Here is a 17,593-nt window from a genome sequence, read left to right as displayed (position 1 = left end):
GCACACGGACGTACTTTGTAGTGACGGATGCGTGGGAGGTGAGGACTAGATGCAGGGCTTGGTTCTGCAGTTGACCCGTATCGGGTTTCTGGTCCTCCTCTGGTTGTTCGTCTACGCGGTCATCCGCACCCTCCGTGCCGACATCGCCACAGCGTCGGGCTCGCCTCTCTCCCGCTACACCGGGGCCGACCGTCGTCGTCGAAAAGCCGCGACGGCCAAGGGGTCGGCGCGCTACCTGGTCGTCACGCACGGCGCACTCGCGAATACGCGCATCACACTGGGTCAGCAGCCAGTCCTGATCGGCCGAGCCGACGATTCGACGCTGGTCCTCACCGACGACTACGCCTCCGAGCGCCACGCACGGCTCTCGCGCCGCGGCGACGACTGGTACGTCGAAGACCTCGGTTCGACGAACGGCACCTACCTCGACCGTTCGAAGGTGACCACAGCCGTGCGCGTCCCGTTGAGCACGCCGATCCGTATCGGTAAGACCGTGATCGAGTTGCGCCCGTGACACTGGTGTTGCGCTACATCGCGCGGAGCGATCGTGGGTTGGTCCGCGCGAACAACGAGGACTCGTTCTACGCCGGCCCTCGACTGCTCGCACTCGCCGACGGTATGGGCGGACACGCGGCAGGCGAAGTGGCCAGCCAGTTGGTCATCCAGGCACTGCGCACACTCGACGACGACGAGCCCGGCGGCGATCTGCTCGCCGCACTCGACCGCGCGACCCACCGCGGCAACGCGGCCATCGCCGCACAGGTCGAACGCTCGCCCGACCTCGACGGCATGGGCACGACGCTGACCGCGATCCTGTTCGCGGGCAGCAGGATCGGGCTTGCGCACATCGGCGACTCGCGCGGCTACCTCTTCCGCGACGGCGAGCTGACCCAGATCACGCGCGACGACACGTTCGTCCAGACCCTTGTCGACGAAGGTCGCATCACCGCCGAACAGGCGCACACCCATCCGCAGCGCTCCCTCATCATGCGCGCGTTGACCGGTACAGAGGTCGAGCCAACACTCACGATCCGCGAGGCACGCGCGGGCGATCGGTACCTGCTGTGCAGCGACGGCCTCTCCGACGTCGTGAGCGAGGAGACCATCTCCGAGACGCTCGGCTCCATCGACGACGAGAAGGAATGCGCCGACCGCCTCATCGAACTCGCACTGCGCGGCGGCGGCCCCGACAATGTCAGCGTCGTGCTCGCCGACGTCGTCGACACGCAGTACGGCGAGTCGCGACCCATCGTCGGCGGTGCGGCGGGCGACGACTCCGAGCAGAACTACACGCCCGATCCCAAGACCGCTGCAGGTAGAGCCGCAGCACTGCGTCCACCGGCGGCCGCACCCCAGCGCCCGACGATCCTCAACGATGACGACAACGAACCCGCGCAGCGTCGAAGTCGTTGGGGCCGTTGGATATTCGCAGGCATTGTGGCGCTGGTCATCGCGGCACTGATCGCTGGCTTCTTCTTGACGCGCGGACTGTTGCGCAGCACGTATTACGTCGGCGAGGACAACGGCAAGGTCACCATCTTCCAGGGCTCGCCCGACAAGATCCTCTTCTTCTCGTCGAGCAAGGCGTCGGAGAAGGTCTGCGTCACCAACGTCGCGACCGACGCCCCGACCGTCAGTTTCCAGTCGGTCGACAGCAAGGACGAGTGCCGCCAGCTGAGCCTCTCCGACCTCGACTCGGCGAGCGTGAACACCGTGCGCACGTTCGGGGTGAGCAAAGTCGACCTCGACGACGCCCGCAACCGGGTGCGTCGACTCACCTTCCTGCCCCTATGCCAACCCGCGCCGAGCACCACCGAGCCCGCCCCGGCGCCGGGTGCGACACCCGGAGCCCCGACACCCGGCACCCCGCCTCCCGCGAGCCCCGCTCCGAACACCGCACTCCCCGCGCGGTTCACACTGCCGCCGGTCGCCGAGCCGTCGAGTCCGGCACCGTCGTCGACGCCCGCCCCCTCCGCCTCGACGCCTGCGCAGCCTCAGTTCGACGACGGACCGTGTCGGGAACCGTAGATGTCGCAGCCGTCGAATCCGCAAGCGCAGCACGCGCCGCCGCGTGAACCGGCCCGCCAGACCGGGCGCACCGTCGAGATGATCCTGTTGATCTTCGCGATCGGTGTGGTGACGATCGCCTTGATCATCGTGCAGGCCGCGCAGGGTCAATCGTTGACGTGGGATCTTCTCAAGTACGTCGCCGCCTACACGGTGCTGTTCGCGATCGCGCACCTCGTCGTACGGCGGTACGCGCCCCACGCCGATCCGGTGCTGCTGCCAATTGTGGCCGCGCTCAACGGAATCGGGCTCGTGCTGATCCACCGCCTCGACCTCGGGTCGGGTCCGCGCGGCGAAGAGATCAGCCCGACCGAGCAGACCAACAACGCCGATCAGCAGCTGTTATGGGCGCTGCTCGGCATCATCGCGTTCGCAATGATCCTGATCTTCATCCGCGATCACCGGACGCTCTCGCGCTACGCGTACACACTCGGCCTCGGCGGCGTGATCTTCCTGGCGATCCCGGCGATCCTGCCGTCGTCGATGTCGGAGATCAACGGGTCGAAGAACTGGATTCGCACCCCGCTCTTCAACATTCAGCCCGGCGAGTTCTCCAAGATCCTGATCATCATCTTCACCGCGGCGTTGCTGGTCTCCAAGCGCGACCTGTTCACGACGGCGGGCAAGCACTTCCTCGGCATGGACCTGCCGCGCGCACGCGACCTCGGACCACTGCTGATCGCGTGGCTGGTGACCATCGGCATCTTCGCCCTCGAGAACGACCTCGGTGGCCCGCTGCTGATCTTCTCGACGATCCTCGCGATGCTCTACGTCGCCACCGGCAGAGCGGGCTGGGTGGCGATCGGCGTCACGCTTTTCGTCGCGGGAGCGGTACTCGCGTACCAGTTGTTCCCACATCTGCAGGTGCGCGTTCAGGTGTGGCAAGACCCCTTCGCCACCTTCGACACCACCGGTTATCAAGTGGGACAGAGCCTCTTCGGGCTCGCGACCGGCGGGCTGTTCGGCACCGGACTCGGCTCCGGCCGGCCCAATATCGTTCCGTTCGCCAATACCGACTTCATCATCGCGACCATCGGTGAGGAGCTCGGCCTTGTCGGGCTCACTGCCGTGATGATGCTCTACCTGATCTTCGTGATGCGCGGTCTGCGCACAGGCGTCGCAGTCCGCGACAGCTTCGGCAAACTGCTGGCAACCGGCCTCTCGTTCACGATGGCCGTGCAGATCTTCGTCGTCGTCGGTGGCGTCACAAAGCTCATCCCGCTGACCGGTCTCACGACGCCGTTCGTGTCGTACGGCGGGTCGTCGTTGCTGGCGAACTACATACTTCTCGCGCTACTGATCCGCGTGTCCAACGCCGCGCGCGAACCCGACCCGACGAAGCGTCGGCCCACGCCGAAGCCCATCGAGTCGCTGCCGACACAGGCGGTGCGGCAACCATGAACGCTCCGATCCGCCGGGTGTCGATGGTGGTCATCGTGATGATCATCGTGTTGCTCGCCAACGCCACCTACGTTCAGGTCTTCAAGGCCGACGCCCTGAAATCCGACCCGCGCAACAACCGCGTGCTGCTCGACGAGTACTCGCGCCAGCGCGGTGCGATCACCGCTGGCGGCGAGGTCGTTGCGGTGTCGGTGCCCACGGACAGCAGGCTGAAGTTCCTGCGCAGCTACCCACCCGAGGGTGCCGAGGCGTTCGCGCCGGTGACCGGCTACTTCTCGTACCAGTACGGCAGCACCGAGGTCGAGCGCTACGAGAACTCGTTTCTCTCCGGAAGCGACGACCGGCTCTTCGGGCAGCGCTTCACCGACATGTTCTCCGGGCGGGATCCGCGCGGCGGCAACGTCGTGACGACGATCAATCCCCGTCTGCAGCGTGTGGCCTACAACCAGATGCGCAACGGCTGCAGCGGCGGTTGTCGCGGTGCGGTCGTCGCGATAGCGCCGAACACGGGCAAGATCCTCGCGATGGTGTCGACGCCCAGCTACGACCCGAACAAGCTCGCCAGCCACGACCAGTCGGTGCGCGAGACGGCCTGGTCGTCGTGGAACGACCCCAACGGTTCGGAGCCGATGCTCAACCGCGCGATCAACCAGCTCTACCCGCCGGGGTCCACGTTCAAGGTGGTCACCTCGGCGGCGGCGCTGCGGGCAGGGGTGTCGCCCGACGTGCGCCTCACCGCGGCGTCGCAGTTCCCGCTGCCCGACACCACGATCTCGCTACCCAACTACGGCGGCGAGACATGCCCGGAATCGTCCGGCGGCACTGTCTCGATGGTCACGGCGTTGAAGTACTCGTGCAATACCGCTTTCGCCGACCTCGTGACGAACAAGATGCCCAACGCGACGTCGAACTTCAAAGACACCGCTCGACGCTTCGGCCTCGACGAAGCCGGACCGGAGATTCCGATGCCGGTCGCGCAATCGACCGTCGGCGAGATCCCCGACCGTGCCGCGCTGGCGCAGTCGGCGATCGGACAGCGTGACGTGCGCCTGACCCCGCTGGAGAACGCGATGATCGCAGCGACCGTCGCCAACGGTGGGGTGCGGATGCAGCCCTATCTGGTGGATAAACTGCAATCGGCAGATCTGCGCACGCTGAGCACAACTCAGCCGACAACGATTAACGAACCGATCACCTCCGACCAGGCGGCCACGCTGACCAGCATGATGGTCGAGTCGGAACGGGCAACCGCGGGAGCGGGCGGTCCGGTGTCGATCGCGTCGAAGACCGGCACGGCCGAGCACTCCGACACGAGCGCAGGTGGCGACTCGGAGACCCCGTACTCCTGGTACATCGCGTTCGGACCGTCGTCGAATCCGCAGATCGCTGTCGCCGTGATCGTGGAGAACGGCGACTACGGTGTGAACTCGGTCGGCGGAACCGTCGCCGCACCGATTGGACGAGCTGTGATCAACTCACTGGTGGGAGGTGGACGATGAGCCTGCAGAACGGCACGATCATCGCCGACCGTTATCGCCTGATCCGGCTCATCGCGACCGGCGGCATGGGACAGGTCTGGGAGGCCGTCGACACGCGACTGAACCGTCGTGTCGCGGTCAAGGTGCTCAAGGCCGAGTATTCCGACGATCCCGAGTTCACCGCTCGCTTCCGCACCGAGGCGCAGACGACGGCCAAGCTGAACAACCCCGGCATCGCGAACGTCTTCGACTACGGCGAAACGCCCGACCGCGCAGGCGGCGGTCCGCTCGCCTATCTGGTGATGGAACTCGTCGACGGCGAGCCGCTGAACTCAGTGATCTCACGGCTCGGACGGCTGTCGCTGACCAACACGCTCGACATGCTCGAGCAGACCGGCCGCGCGCTGCAGGCCGCGCACACCGCAGGCCTCGTGCACCGCGACGTCAAGCCCGGCAACATCCTCATCACACCCGCGGGCCAGGTGAAGATCACCGACTTCGGCATCGCGAAGGCGGTCGACGCCGCACCGGTCACCCAGACCGGCATGGTCATGGGCACGGCCCAGTACATCTCGCCCGAACAGGCCACCGGTGACGAGGCGACGGCGGCGTCGGACGTCTATTCGCTCGGCGTCGTCGGATACGAGGCGCTGACGGGGCGTCGACCATTCCTCGGTGATGGCGCGATCACCGTCGCGATGAAGCACATCCGCGAGACCCCGCCGCCGCTGCCTGCGAACGTGCCTGCGTCGGTGCGCGAGCTGATCGACATCACGTTGTCGAAGGATCCCAAGCAGCGTTATGCCAACGGTGGCGAGTTCGCCGACGCCGTGGCCGCGGTGCGTGCGGGACGTCGACCTCCTACCCCTGGCGGCGCCGGAGCCATCGGTGCTGCCGGAGCCGCTGCGGCGGGAGCCGCAGGTGGAGCCGCGCTCGCACGCGGAACCGGCGCGACCCGCGCGATGACGAGCGGTGTGCCGCCCACGGGAACCGCACGCAGCGCGACGCAGGGAACCGGTCGGGCTCCGACGGCATACGGCCAGACCTCATATCCGCAGACCTCGTACCACCAAACCTCGTACCCGCAGACCGGCTCGACGCCTCCGTCGAACAACAACAACGGGTGGACCACCGGCCAGAAGGTGCTCGCGGGTATCGCGGGAGTGCTGCTGCTCGGCGCCATCGGACTGATCGGCTTCTGGCTGGCGAACCTGGATTCGGGATCGTCGGAGACGCCGACGCCGTCGACGACGGTCACACAGACCACGACCGCTGTCCCGACCACTGCCGAACAGCAAGAACCTGAGACGACGACCCGCGAGCAGACCACGACGACGCGTCGTCCGACCACCACCGAGCGACCGACGACCGAAGAAGAGACGACCCAACAGGAAACCGAGGAGCCGACCACGACCGATGGCGACTCCGGTGCACCCACCGTGACCGGACAGTTCTGTCCGCCCTTCTGTCTGCCGAGCCGATGACAGCGACCCCGCACCATCTCTCCGACCGCTACGAACTGGGCGAGACGCTCGGTTTCGGAGGGATGTCGGAGGTGCACTTCGCTCGCGACCTGCTGCTCAACAGGGACGTCGCGATCAAGGTGCTGCGCGCCGATCTCGCACGTGATCCGTCGTTCTACCTCCGCTTCCGACGCGAGGCGCAGAACGCCGCGAAGCTCAATCACCCGACGATCGTCCAGGTGTTCGACACCGGCGAATCCGAGACACCCGACGGGCCGCTGCCGTTCATCGTGATGGAGTACGTCGACGGCGAGACACTGCGAGATGTGTTGCGTGCCAACGGTCCGGTGTCTCCGCGGCAGGCCATGACGTGGATGGCCGACGTCGCCGCGGCCATGGACTTCAGCCACCGCAACGGGATCGTGCACCGCGACATGAAGCCCGCCAACGTCATGATCGACAAGGCCGGCGCGGTCAAGGTGATGGACTTCGGCATCGCCAGAGCAATCAGCGACTCGACGTCGACGATGACGCAGACGTCGACCGTGATGGGCACCGCCCAGTACCTCTCGCCGGAGCAGGCGCGCGGCATCAAGGTCGATCCGCGCAGTGACATCTACTCGATGGGCTGCGTGCTGTTCGAGTTGATGACCGGCGAACCGCCGTTCACGGGTGATTCGCCCGTCGCCGTCGCCCATCAGCACGTTCACGAGGACCCGCCCTGGCCGTCGTCGATCCGACCGGAGATCCCACGCGAGCTCGACTCCGTGGTGCTCAAGGCGATGAGCAAGAACAAGGAGAACCGGTATCAGTCCGCCGCCGAACTGCGCGCCGACCTGATCCGCGTGCTCGCGGGCGGCCGCCCGTCGGCCCCGCTGCTGCTGACCGACGAGGATCGTACGGAGTTCCTCGACACCGGTCCTCGACGCGCGGCGCGCGGCTCGGACGGTGGCGGCACCGGGGGTGGTGGCGGCGACGGCTCCGGCGGTTCGGACGGCAACGCTCCTCGACGCTCCAGTGACAACACCCCTATTCGACGCCGGTCCCGCGGACTGGTCCTGGGATCGGCCGCGCTCGTGGTGCTGCTGCTGGCAGGACTATTGCTGTGGTGGGCCCCGTGGGCGTCGGAGAGTGCGCGGCAGATCGCGGTGCCATCGGTGAGTGGACTGTCGTCGCAAGACGCCGAGAGCAACCTGCTGCGTGCGGGATTCAAGGTCAAACAGCTCCAGGAACCGAGCCTCGACGTCAAGGCCGGGACGGCCACCAGGTCGGCGCCGGGCGCGAACGTGCTGGCACCCGACGGCTCCGAGGTGACGCTGTACGTGTCCTCCGGGCCTCCACGGCACCAGATGCCGTCGATGCAGGGCAAGACACCGGAGGAGGCGACCGACGCGCTGAAGGTGCTCGGATTCACCAACATCCGGACCGACGAGGTCGATTCGACGGCGGCACTCGACGGCAAGGTCGTGAGCACGACACCCGCGTCCGGAACCAACGCCGCGGTCAACAGCCCCGTCGTGCTGCACGTCGGGTCAGGGCCTCGTCAGGTGACCGTGCGCGACGTCGTCGGTATGCGTGAGGACCAGGCCCGCACGCTGCTCGAGCAGTCGAATCTGAAGATGGTGGTCGTGCAGGGCGACTCTGATCGGCCTGTCGGCGAGATCATCAGCTCGTCCCCGTCCGCCGGAACATCGGTGGACGAGGGCAGCACGGTTCAGGTGACGGTCTCGCGCGGCAACCAGTTCACGATGCCCGACCTGCGCGGTCAGACACCCGAGCAGGCACGCTCGACGCTGCAGTCGCGCGGATGGTCGGACTCGACGCTCACACAGTCGACGAAGGGCGTGCCGCTGGGCAGTCCGGACATCGGCAAGATCGTCGACCAGCAGCCTGCCGCGGGCTCACAACTGAGCCGCAACGACGCTGTCACCGTGACCGTCGGGCAGCTCAGCCTGTTGCCGAACTAGGGCTCGAGCGGTCGGTTCCTGCAGGGGTCGGCCCAGGCTCGCCCGTCAGCCCAGCGCGGCGGCCATCTCCTGTTCGAGCGCGTCGACCAGACCGGCGTCGACCTTGATGCCCGCGACGGCGAGCCAGTTGGCCAGCATCCGATGTCCGCCCTGGGTCAGCACGCTCTCCGGGTGGAACTGGACCCCGTGGATGGGCAGGTCGCGGTGACGCATGGCCATGACGATGCCGGTGTCGGTGCGCCCGGTCACGACGAGTTCGTCGGGGATGGTCTCGGGGAGCACAGTGAGCGAGTGATAGCGCGTCGCGGTGAAGGGATCCGGTAGTCCGGCCAGGACGCCGTCGTCGTCGTGGATGACCTGCGACGTCTTGCCGTGCAGGAGTTCCGGTGCGCGGTCGACTGTAGCGCCGAAGGCTGCGCCGATCGCCTGATGTCCGAGGCAGACCCCGAGCAGCGGGATTTCGTCCGACGCCGCGAGCCGCACGAGCGGGATGGTCGCGCCCGCGCGCTGTGGAGTGCCCGGGCCGGGGCTGAGCAGTACGGCGTCGAATCCTTCGACAGCTCGACGCAGTGATTCCGTGGTGAACTCGCCGTCGGCGTCGGAGAGGACCGGATCGTCGTTGCGCCAGACGGTGACGTCGAGGCCGGCGGGGCCGCCTAATTGACCCGCGGCGGAGCCGCCCAATTGACCGAGGTATTGGACCAGGTTGTAGACGAAGCTGTCGTAGTTGTCGATGACGAGCACGCGGCCCAGGGGCTGCGCGGATTCGTCGACGGCGGGCGTATTCACAGGCTCAGGTTACTCGGGGCGTCGCGGGGTGGTCTCGACAAGCTCGACCAGCGGGGGTGGCTCGACCAGCGGGTGCAGCTCGGGTGGGAGGTCTCGACAGGCTCGACCAGCGGGGGCGGCTCGACCAGCGGGTGGTCCTTCCCGCTGATTGAGCCGGCCGCGAGCGAAGCGAGCAGCCGAGTCGAAATCACCAGCGGGGGCCGTCGACCAGCGGGTGGGTCCATCCCGCTGATTGAGCCGGCCGCGAGCGAAGCGAGCAGCCGAGTCGAAATCACCAGCGGGGCCTCGACAAGCCCGACCAGTGGGGCAGCTCGACCAGCGAGCGGGGTCGGTCGCGGCGACCAGGTGAGATACCGTGTAAGGCGAGTGATCTGCACCCAACAGAGGAAGTCATGCCGAAGTCTAAAGTCCGGAAGAAGACCGATTACACGATCAACCCGGCGTCGCGCACGCCGGTCAAGGTCAAGACCGGTCCCTCCAGCAGCATCTACGTGGGCGTCATGCTCGGTCTGATGCTCCTCGGCCTCGCATGGCTGATCGTCTACTACCTCGCTGCGAGCTCAACCACCTACGGCGGCGAGGGCCAGGTTCTCCACTGGATGGCCAACCTCGGATCGTGGAACTTCCTGATCGGCTTCGCCCTGATGGTCGTCGGCCTTCTGATGACCATGAGATGGCGCTGACCTGCGACAACAGGCTCGGACAATCATCCACAGCCGTTAATCACATGTGTGTAATTCATCCCCACTGTGAGTAACTGCTGTGGATAACCGTTCCGACTTGTCCACAGGCGAATGGTCGACGCCGCGACCTGCTGCCGCCGCACTGCTGGTCGGCGGCCTACTTCTTGTGATCCTTGGCGTGATCGCGGCGTCGGATCCCGCCGGCATGGTCCTGATGGTCGTCGCAGGCGTGCTGCTGCTGGCGTTCGGCGCGTACGCGTGGGCGATTCGACCGCGCCTCGCCGTCAGTCCCGGACCAGTCCTGCACATCCGGACGCTATCGGGCACGCGTGACTGCACGCCCGCGCAGATCGATCAGATCAAGGTGCTCAACATCCGCCGCATCGGACGTCGTAGTGGGCAACTCGAGATCGACGTGATCCCCGACGACGCCGCCCCGACAGATCAATCGGACGGTCTACGACTCGACACCAAGCTCTACGTCTTCGGCCGCTGGGATCTCGGCGCCGCACCCTCCGACGTCGCGGTGCAGTTGCGTCAGGCCGGGTTCGACGTCGACGGCTGACCCATCTCGAACACCGTCGAACTACGTCGCGCGAGGCCGAATTACATGTGTGTAATTCATCCCCACTGTGGGTAACTCCTGTGGACAACTAACTGAGCTATCGATTGCAGGTGTCGTGGAAGCCTGCTCAGAGCAGACCCGACCTCGAACTTCCGGCGATGATGCCGAGCGCGATCGCAACGACGAGCAGCACGATCAGCGCGATCCACCCCACTCGCGAAGCGTTGTGCTGGGTACGCGACTCGTCCGGCAGAAGCCGAGCTGGAAGGTAGATGACGGCGGCCGTCGCGGCGGCACCGAAGACAAGACCACCCATGTGGGCGGCCAGCGAGATCCCGGGCATCGTCACCGAGAAGACCAGGTTGATCACGATGATCGTGATGACTCCGGTCGGGGAAATTCGGGCCTTGAGGACGATCACGAGCATTGCGCCCATGAGTCCGTAGATCGCGCCGGAGGCGCCGGCACTGCGTACGTTGCCCGCCTCGAACAGCATCACCGCGGCGCTGCCGCCGAAAAGCGCGATGAAGTAGACCATCAGGAAGCGACTGTGTCCGAGCGCGGTCTCGAGGTCACGGCCGAGGATGTAGAGCGAAATCACGTTCAGCGCGATGTGCATCACGGTGAAGTGGAGAAAACCTGCGGTGAGAAGTCGCCAGTACTCGCCGTTGGCGACGTCGGCTCTGACGAGGTCGCCGTGCTGGAAGAGAGGCGCGAGCCCGGCGTCGAACGACTTTGCCTGGATCACGCAGAGCGCGAAGATCACCACGTTGACGGCGATCAGCGCATAAGTCCCGATCGGAGTGTTGCGAGTGACCGTCGGTGTCGACATCTGTGCGGTTCCGAGGCTCGACGCCGCGCGCCGCGATCCGTCGTCGCCGCGACATTCGACGCAGTGTTGCCCGACGGCCGACGGCTCGAGGCACTCCGGACACGCCGACCGCCCGCACCTGCTGCAGGAGAGCAAGGTCGGGCGGTCGGGGTGCCGGTAGCAGACCTGCGACGCGCGCGCCGGTTGCTGCGGTGTGTTCAGTTGATCTCGATCTTCTCGATGACGACCGGGTCGAGCGGACGGTCGGAGCGGTCGGTGGACGTCGTCGCGATCGCGTCGACAACCTGCTGCGATGCGGGATCAGTCACCTCACCGAAGATGGTGTGGCGACGGTTGAGGTGCGGCGTCGGGCCGACGGTGATGAAGAACTGCGATCCGTTGGTTCCCGGTCCGGCGTTCGCCATCGCGAGGAGGTACGGACGGTCGAAGGAGAGCTCCGGGTGGAACTCGTCCTCGAAGCGGTATCCGGGGCCACCGCGGCCGGTGCCCGTCGGATCGCCGCCCTGGATCATGAAGCCCTCGATGACGCGGTGGAACACCGAGCCGTCGAAGAACGGTCCGGAGTTGCCTCCGGAAGCGTTGGGCTCGCTGTACTCCTTGCTGCCATCGGCGAGGCCGGTGAAGTTGGCAACGGTCTTGGGTGCGTGATTTCCGAACAGGTCGACAACGATGTCACCGCGGTTGGTGTGGATGGTCGCGGTCTGCGTTTCAATACTCACGCCCTCCATACAACCACCTCAGCGCCGGTAGGTGTCAGAAGTGGCATCCGCCCGCAGCGAACTGGCACGCTGTGCACATGCAGAAGAAGCAGGTGCTTGCCATCGCAGGGGGACTCGCGCTGGTATCAGCCGTAGCGGCGGCCGTCATCGTCGTACTTCGTCGGAGTCGGCAGGAGCCCCCACCGATCTCGGCAACGGTTCCTCGGATCGACGAACTGCCGCCCACGATCAGCGCTGCTCCCGACGCCGAGTAGCGAGACCGCAGGGTCACCGAGTCGACGGTCCATGCGGTCTCGGGACACCGGTGCAGGTAATTTGGACCCGTGAACTCCGACGACACCCGAGCCGACGACGCCGACAGCGAGTCGGGCGTGAACCGAGCATCGGGGTGGTCTGCTCCCCTCACGAGCGACGATGGGTCCGACAGGCCTTCGCAGCCGACGACGGGTTCCACGTCGCGACCCACACCTGCGCGGGACTCCGTATCGCCTGCTCCCGCGCCGTGGGAGCGCGCAAACGGACCGTCGTCGGGCTGGTCTGTCCGCCCCGACGAACGCAGCGGCGGCCCTGCTCCGCGCGAAGGCGGGCCAGCGCCTCGCGAGGTCGGGCCTGGTTCGCGCAGCGTCGGGCCTGCGCAGCGGGATAACGGCTACGTCCCGCGTGACAGCGGACCTGCACCGCGGAGCGTGGATCCAGCGCGTCGCGACGGTGGTCCTGCCCCGCGCAGCACTCCCGGCGATCAACCCGGCACCGGTCCCGGCCCGCGTGGCGCCAATCCCACCTTCACCGGAAACAGACCGCCGCCCCCACGTCCCGCGACCGGGAACGGCCCGGCACCCGCACAGGGCGGTAGGCCGCTTCCGCCGAACACCGGTCCGCGACCGGGATGGCAGGTCGGCGCCCCGCCGCAACGTCCGCCCGCGCCCGGCGCGCAGCCCGCTCCAGGAACCGGACAGACGGCGGGAAGACCGTCGGGACAGGGGTCCGTGCCACCGCAGCGGCAGGGCGCGCCGGTGCCACCGCCCCCGGGACGCAGAGCTCCGATCGGTGCGCCGGGCGTCCCTCCCCCACGCGCCGGTGATCCGAGCGGACGAGCGGGTACGACGCCGCCGCCGACCGAAAGCCGTTCCAGCGCAAACGAATATGCACGAGCTGGAGAACGTGTGTTCGTTCCGCCCCAGCGCAATGTTCCTGCGAGCACTCCCTCACGCGACGCTCGGCCGGTCGGCCCGGACGAGGCATCAGCAACGCAGGCATACTCGGCCGTGAATGAACCGTCGAACCGCAAAGGCATCGGTTCCCGCGTAGAAGACCAGGAGGAGCCCGTGGCCCCGCCTCGGACTGCAGCACCGGCATCGTCGTCAACAACGACGATGAACCGTACGGCGATCTGGGCATTCGTGTTGTCGCTACTGGGCATCACGTCGCCGATCGGCATCTATCTCGGCTACCGCGCACGCGATGAGATCCGCTCGCGGCGTCAGTACGGGGCTCCGTTCGCGACCGTGGCAATCCGTCTTGGGTGGACGTGGGTTGCCGTCGCTGTCGTAGCACTTCTGGTGTACCTGTTCATCTTCGTCTTCTGACCAGGTTGTCTCCTGGCCGGTTGTCTTCCGGTCAGGTGCTGCTATTGACTCAGCGATCGGTCAATAGGTGTGCACTCCGGCCCATCCGAGCCGCCACATTGGACGAATACCGTGAGTACTCTCGTCCACAGTCGGCTCTGATCGACGTCCGCCGGCGCACGACTCCGCAAAGGATCTCCATGCCGAAGCTCTCTTTTCCACGCTCGCGTTCCGGGCGTGACCGTCGCATCTCGCCTCAGAACAGTGTCGTACGTCGGCTAGCGCTCCTGACGGGTTCGCTCGTCGTCGCTGCCGGCGGTGTTCTCGCCGCAGCACCACATGCATCTGCGGCGTCGTGTCCGGATGTCGAGGTTGTGTTCGCTCGCGGAACGGCTGAAACCGCGCCGCCCGTCGGGCTGACGGGATTGTCGTTTGCGCAGGCTCTGAGATCGCAACTGCCGGGCAAGTCGGTAGCTGTCTATGGTGTCAACTACCCCGCCAGCAACAACTTCAACAACCGTGTGGCGTTTGTCCGTAATGTGGTCGACGGCATCACGGATGCGCAGGATCACATCAGGGCAACCGCGGCTCGGTGCCCGAAGACGGGAATCGTCCTCGGCGGCTACTCGCAGGGCGGCGCGGTCGCGGCATACGCAGCAAACAGCGGGATTGCCGTTCCCGCGCGGTACGCCGAGTACGCGTCGCAGGCTCCCAAGGCCATGCCGGCCGAGGTGGAACCGCATGTGAAGGCCGTCGTTCTGTTCGCTCCGCCGTCTGACCGGTGGATCCGCGACGTCGGAGCACCTGAGATGAACGTGGGACCGCGGTACAAGCCCAAGACCGTCACCTACTGCATCGCGGGCGACGTCGTATGCGACGGCGCTCCGGTCGGTCAGCCGAACGGGCTGCACGTGCTGTACGCCGTGAACGGCATGAACGTCCAGGCCGCGCAGTACGCGGCCGCACGGCTGTAGTCAGTGGTTGGTGGTGCGCGACGCGGCGGCCTGTGCGGCCGCGTCGCGCGCTATCTCTCTGCCGGCCAGGGAAGCACCACTGGTCAGCAGCGCACGCTTCCACGGCACGACGCCCTCGATCTCGATCTGAATCGACATCGACAGCACGGTCCGGATCAAGACGATGATTCCGAGGATCAGCGCGTCCTCGATCGACGGCTTGGATGTGATCGTGCGGATCAGGTCCGCTGCCACCAGCACCTCGAGGCCAAGAAGGATCGCTGCACCCAGGGTGTTGCGCAGCGTCGAATAGGCGGTTTGGCCGCCCTCACCTCGTTTGAGAGCTCGACCGGCCAATATCAGCGACATGATGAAGCCGAGGACCATCGTCAACGCACCGATCGCCTCGAACGCCACAGCGACCCCGGAGAAGACTTCCTCGATGTGCATGTGGAGAGAGTACGCAGCAGTTCGCCGCCGCGGCGGTGCAACGACACGCGTTGTGGCGGTGTACGCGGCGGGCGGACTCTTCTCCGAGTTTCAGCGCCTCCGCGGGATTCTTCCCCGTGTCTCGCACCCTTCCCCTAGGAATAACTCGAGGAAAGGTACAGGACCCGCGGAAAGGTCATTTCCCCTAGTTTCTGCGCCTGGGAGGGACTCTTCCCCGAGAAACTGCGCGGGACACCGCCGGGCACCTGACATGGCTCCGAGGGACATACGAACTTGAACCAGCCGGCGCACGGTGTGCGTGCTCGGGTAGTGGCGACCAAGATCAGCCGCGAAGTCTTGCTTGGGCATGTTTGGAATTGTGTCTGACCTCGGCTCGCCCATGCAGTAGAGAACTGCTGGCACGGCGGAGTCGACGATTTGGCACACCTTCCACCGCAGCTGGCGCATCGGCACTCTACACAAGTCTCGACGCTGCTCATTACCACTGCCCCCTGTCAAGTATCCGACTCCGAGCCCTTGGACAAAGCGTCAACGCCCGTCGATCGCCTCCTGTACCTCTGCGATCAGGTCCCGGTACGAAGTATCCCCGAGGTCCAGAGACTGGACGGATGCGATTGAGAAACCGAGGTCCAGCCGATAGAACGGGCCGTCAATCCAGATTCTGTTTGTGCTCATAAGAAAGTCGAACACCGGCCTCGAGGCCCGACCTTTCGCCATGATTGTGTCAAGCTTCTCACGTGAGAAACGCGTACCACCTCGGCTGAACCAGAGCGCAATCCGACGGACCGCCAGTGCAGTGAACAGAAGGTCGGAGGAACTGGGTGGGCGTTCGTCTCTTTCCTCCAAGCAGAACGGCTTCCACGGATGCGGCGCAGTTGGGACATGTAGTGTGAATTGGCTTCTAGCACCCGTGATACGCCGCACACCACCTGAAACCTTCTCGCACCTGACGTCAGTACCCACAAGAGCATCAAATCGGCCGTCAGCCGCGGTTCCATTGAGGTGCAATTCAGCGCATTGAGCAACAAACTCACCACATCGAACTGCCGCAGAAGGTCCGAGATCACTCTCTCCAAGCTGGAGACCGACCCGCACAGTGGCTCCGGGGAGGTCGATCGCAGCCATCGAAATCGATCGGCACAACTCGACTTCGCCAGCGGCAGAAGGAGAGCTCACCAAACAGGATTGCGACTCCTTGGCTCCAACCTGTCGCCAAGTGACTCGCATCTCAAGATCGTCAAGATCGTCAAGATCGTCTGTATCACCCCACTCCAAATACAGAACGGTCGGCTCGGTGCCGGTGATCTGCTCCGCGTGTGAGTCAAATAGGAACATTAGACATTCTGGAGCAAGAGTCAGATCTGGTTTCTCGGCGACTGTTGCCCGAATGAACCGTGAAAGCATAGGTGACGGAACGACGTCGGGTTGAGTCCAGTAGGAAGCCAGCACCTCTAAATAGTCCGAGTCAGGCTCCATCAGGTACTTTGCGAGAACATAATCGCGGAACGCTACACTTGTAAAGCCCAATAGGATATTTGCTGCGTGTTCACCCCTGGAAGATTTCAAGAACGGGTGATCCTCAAACTGTTGGTGAAGCCCGTGCTCGAGGTCATCCAGCCATTCATCTCTAATTACGAGGTCGAGGTCGGGATCAGCAGTCAAAGTGCGGACCTCATCCGACAACAGCCAGCGGACCTGAGTTGCACTGTCGTAGGCTGACCTTGCGAAGGCTCGCTTGGCTTCGTCGGCACCTCCGAAGCTAGTGGCGAACTTTTCAGTTTCTCGCTCAAGAACACTTTCGAGCATCTCGGCGATCAGGCTCCAAGTCTTTCCGCCGTCAGATATGAAGTGCTTCAGTTCTTTATAAGGATTGTCGCTCTCACAGTAGAATAGTGCCATCGAATCTAGTACGGGTGCATACCCGAGGAATGATCCGACCACGTCCCACGAGTCTGCCCCAAAAGCCTCTTTAACCCTATCGAAAAATGTTTCAATGAACTGCGAGAGCTCGTCGATCACTGTATCTTCGGCAGCATTCACCTGCAAAGAAACAAACTCTTTCGCCTCGTTCTGACCAAAATAGGCAACTTCGTAAACTGCGCACGGAACACTGGCTTCGTCGAGGTAAAAATAGGTGTCCTGTATGGTTTCGGGTCGTCCAAATATGATAGCCGCATATTCGGGTGAACGAGTGTCCCGTACAATTTCAGCTAGATTTGCCAGCGCCGCGACATAGTTGGTAGTAGTCGAAGCCACGATCGCCTCGTCCGCTGCGTCAAGTACCAGACATAGTCGGCCATTTTGCATGTCATCAATCGCTGCCGCGTAGTTCGATACACCATACGCAGAAGATAGAGTCCCCGAGAAGAATCCGGACCCCATTGCAAATCGGCCAAGGTCCCAGTAAGGGTTCTTTGTTTGACGCGCCAAGTATGCCGCAAGCATTGACTTGCCGACCGCAGCGGATGCGGATATCAGTGCAACGCGGGGTGCCGAATAAGGTTCGGGTGAACCGTAGCCTGCAGCCATGAGGAGACGCGGCTTGACAAAGACCTTTCCGGGCTCAAGCTCCGGTAGCCTAATTCCGATCGGCGGGTCAATTGCCGATTCCAGACTTTCCGATCGCTGCGGGATTAACTTCAAGAGTGACTCAAGGTCCAT

Annotated in this window: 16 protein-coding genes; 11 read left to right on the top strand and 5 right to left on the bottom strand. The window is 64.8% G+C overall.

The window, feature by feature from the left end:
* Positions 1-49: 49 nt before the first annotated feature.
* The 6 genes from RND64_RS00170 to pknB are packed head-to-tail and all read left to right on the top strand — an operon-like array spanning position 50 to position 8,376.
* Complete coding sequence (locus RND64_RS00170) at positions 50-514, top strand: FHA domain-containing protein FhaB/FipA (RefSeq protein WP_049699170.1); 465 nt, start codon at positions 50-52, stop codon at positions 512-514.
* Positions 511-2,028, top strand: a complete 1,518-nt coding sequence (locus RND64_RS00165) for a PP2C family protein-serine/threonine phosphatase (protein ID WP_331436335.1) — start codon at positions 511-513, stop codon at positions 2,026-2,028. The genes RND64_RS00170 and RND64_RS00165 overlap by 4 nt, the downstream gene beginning before the upstream one ends.
* The gene (locus RND64_RS00160) at positions 2,029-3,468 is read left to right on the top strand and encodes an FtsW/RodA/SpoVE family cell cycle protein (protein WP_049699172.1); all 1,440 of its coding nucleotides are present in this window, start codon (positions 2,029-2,031) and stop codon (positions 3,466-3,468) included.
* Entirely contained in the window at positions 3,465-4,967 is a 1,503-nt protein-coding gene (locus RND64_RS00155) for a peptidoglycan D,D-transpeptidase FtsI family protein (protein WP_049699173.1), read from the top strand. The genes RND64_RS00160 and RND64_RS00155 overlap by 4 nt, the downstream gene beginning before the upstream one ends.
* Positions 4,964-6,430, top strand: coding sequence for a protein kinase domain-containing protein (locus tag RND64_RS00150; RefSeq protein ID WP_049699174.1), 1,467 nt, complete (start codon positions 4,964-4,966; stop codon positions 6,428-6,430). Before RND64_RS00155 ends, RND64_RS00150 begins: the two co-directional genes overlap by 4 nt.
* Complete coding sequence (gene pknB, locus RND64_RS00145) at positions 6,427-8,376, top strand: Stk1 family PASTA domain-containing Ser/Thr kinase (protein WP_049699175.1); 1,950 nt, start codon at positions 6,427-6,429, stop codon at positions 8,374-8,376. Before RND64_RS00150 ends, pknB begins: the two co-directional genes overlap by 4 nt.
* 45 nt (positions 8,377-8,421) lie before the next feature.
* Here the strand turns inward: pknB and RND64_RS00140 are convergent, their stop codons facing one another.
* Positions 8,422-9,129 (bottom strand): aminodeoxychorismate/anthranilate synthase component II, encoded by a 708-nt coding sequence (locus RND64_RS00140; protein WP_049699444.1) that lies wholly within the window; start codon positions 9,127-9,129, stop codon positions 8,422-8,424.
* A 428-nt stretch (positions 9,130-9,557) separates the two neighbouring features.
* Between RND64_RS00140 and crgA the strand changes: the two genes are divergently transcribed.
* Positions 9,558-9,848 carry a cell division protein CrgA gene (gene crgA, locus RND64_RS00135; protein WP_005205869.1) on the top strand — a complete coding sequence of 97 codons (291 nt, stop codon included), beginning with the start codon at positions 9,558-9,560 and terminating at the stop codon, positions 9,846-9,848.
* A gap of 79 nt (positions 9,849-9,927) precedes the next feature.
* Positions 9,928-10,413 (top strand): hypothetical protein, encoded by a 486-nt coding sequence (locus RND64_RS00130; RefSeq protein WP_049699176.1) that lies wholly within the window; start codon positions 9,928-9,930, stop codon positions 10,411-10,413.
* A gap of 127 nt (positions 10,414-10,540) precedes the next feature.
* Here the strand turns inward: RND64_RS00130 and RND64_RS00125 are convergent, their stop codons facing one another.
* Both RND64_RS00125 and RND64_RS00120 read right to left on the bottom strand, forming a co-directional pair.
* Entirely contained in the window at positions 10,541-11,245 is a 705-nt protein-coding gene (locus RND64_RS00125) for a rhomboid family intramembrane serine protease (RefSeq protein ID WP_331436334.1), read from the bottom strand.
* 197 nt (positions 11,246-11,442) lie between these two features.
* Positions 11,443-11,973, bottom strand: coding sequence for a peptidylprolyl isomerase (locus tag RND64_RS00120; protein ID WP_082933721.1), 531 nt, complete (start codon positions 11,971-11,973; stop codon positions 11,443-11,445).
* Positions 11,974-12,041: 68 nt separating this feature from the next.
* Between RND64_RS00120 and RND64_RS00115 the strand changes: the two genes are divergently transcribed.
* The 3 genes from RND64_RS00115 to RND64_RS00105 all read left to right on the top strand — a co-directional run bounded on the left by RND64_RS00115 (position 12,042) and on the right by RND64_RS00105 (position 14,503).
* Positions 12,042-12,218, top strand: coding sequence for a hypothetical protein (locus RND64_RS00115; RefSeq protein WP_231895104.1), 177 nt, complete (start codon positions 12,042-12,044; stop codon positions 12,216-12,218).
* Positions 12,219-13,337: 1,119 nt separating this feature from the next.
* Positions 13,338-13,550, top strand: a complete 213-nt coding sequence (locus RND64_RS00110; RefSeq protein ID WP_210734719.1) for a DUF4190 domain-containing protein — start codon at positions 13,338-13,340, stop codon at positions 13,548-13,550.
* A 179-nt stretch (positions 13,551-13,729) separates the two neighbouring features.
* A complete protein-coding gene (locus tag RND64_RS00105; RefSeq protein ID WP_331436333.1) occupies positions 13,730-14,503 on the top strand; it encodes a cutinase family protein in 774 nt (257 codons plus the stop codon).
* Here RND64_RS00105 and RND64_RS00100 read toward each other — a convergent pair whose 3' ends face one another.
* Together RND64_RS00100 and RND64_RS00095 are read right to left on the bottom strand one after the other, a co-directional pair.
* Positions 14,504-14,932: a DUF1622 domain-containing protein gene (locus RND64_RS00100; protein ID WP_331436332.1), complete on the bottom strand. Its 429-nt coding sequence runs from the start codon at positions 14,930-14,932 to the stop codon at positions 14,504-14,506.
* A gap of 528 nt (positions 14,933-15,460) precedes the next feature.
* Complete coding sequence (locus RND64_RS00095; RefSeq protein ID WP_331436331.1) at positions 15,461-17,593, bottom strand: hypothetical protein; 2,133 nt, start codon at positions 17,591-17,593, stop codon at positions 15,461-15,463.

Source organism: Gordonia sp. w5E2, from assembly GCF_036540975.1.
GTDB classification, from domain to species: domain Bacteria; phylum Actinomycetota; class Actinomycetes; order Mycobacteriales; family Mycobacteriaceae; genus Gordonia; species Gordonia jacobaea.
This window is presented reverse-complemented; position numbering and strand designations above follow the sequence as displayed.

What these genes read in the sequence shown, in the direction of transcription:
- crgA (WP_005205869.1), top strand. Translation starts at nt 9,558, where the DNA reads ATGCCGAAGTCTAAAGTCCGGAAGAAGACCGATTACACGATCAACCCG.
- RND64_RS00155 (WP_049699173.1), top strand. Translation starts at nt 3,465, where the DNA reads ATGAACGCTCCGATCCGCCGGGTGTCGATGGTGGTCATCGTGATGATC.
- RND64_RS00100 (WP_331436332.1), bottom strand. Translation starts at nt 14,932, where the DNA reads ATGCACATCGAGGAAGTCTTCTCCGGGGTCGCTGTGGCGTTCGAGGCG.
- RND64_RS00095 (WP_331436331.1), bottom strand. Translation starts at nt 17,593, where the DNA reads ATGGACCTTGAGTCACTCTTGAAGTTAATCCCGCAGCGATCGGAAAGT.
- RND64_RS00120 (WP_082933721.1), bottom strand. Translation starts at nt 11,973, where the DNA reads ATGGAGGGCGTGAGTATTGAAACGCAGACCGCGACCATCCACACCAAC.
- RND64_RS00110 (WP_210734719.1), top strand. Translation starts at nt 13,338, where the DNA reads ATGAACCGTACGGCGATCTGGGCATTCGTGTTGTCGCTACTGGGCATC.
- RND64_RS00105 (WP_331436333.1), top strand. Translation starts at nt 13,730, where the DNA reads ATGCCGAAGCTCTCTTTTCCACGCTCGCGTTCCGGGCGTGACCGTCGC.
- RND64_RS00170 (WP_049699170.1), top strand. Translation starts at nt 50, where the DNA reads ATGCAGGGCTTGGTTCTGCAGTTGACCCGTATCGGGTTTCTGGTCCTC.
- RND64_RS00125 (WP_331436334.1), bottom strand. Translation starts at nt 11,245, where the DNA reads ATGTCGACACCGACGGTCACTCGCAACACTCCGATCGGGACTTATGCG.
- RND64_RS00150 (WP_049699174.1), top strand. Translation starts at nt 4,964, where the DNA reads ATGAGCCTGCAGAACGGCACGATCATCGCCGACCGTTATCGCCTGATC.
- RND64_RS00115 (WP_231895104.1), top strand. Translation starts at nt 12,042, where the DNA reads ATGCAGAAGAAGCAGGTGCTTGCCATCGCAGGGGGACTCGCGCTGGTA.
- RND64_RS00160 (WP_049699172.1), top strand. Translation starts at nt 2,029, where the DNA reads ATGTCGCAGCCGTCGAATCCGCAAGCGCAGCACGCGCCGCCGCGTGAA.
- pknB (WP_049699175.1), top strand. Translation starts at nt 6,427, where the DNA reads ATGACAGCGACCCCGCACCATCTCTCCGACCGCTACGAACTGGGCGAG.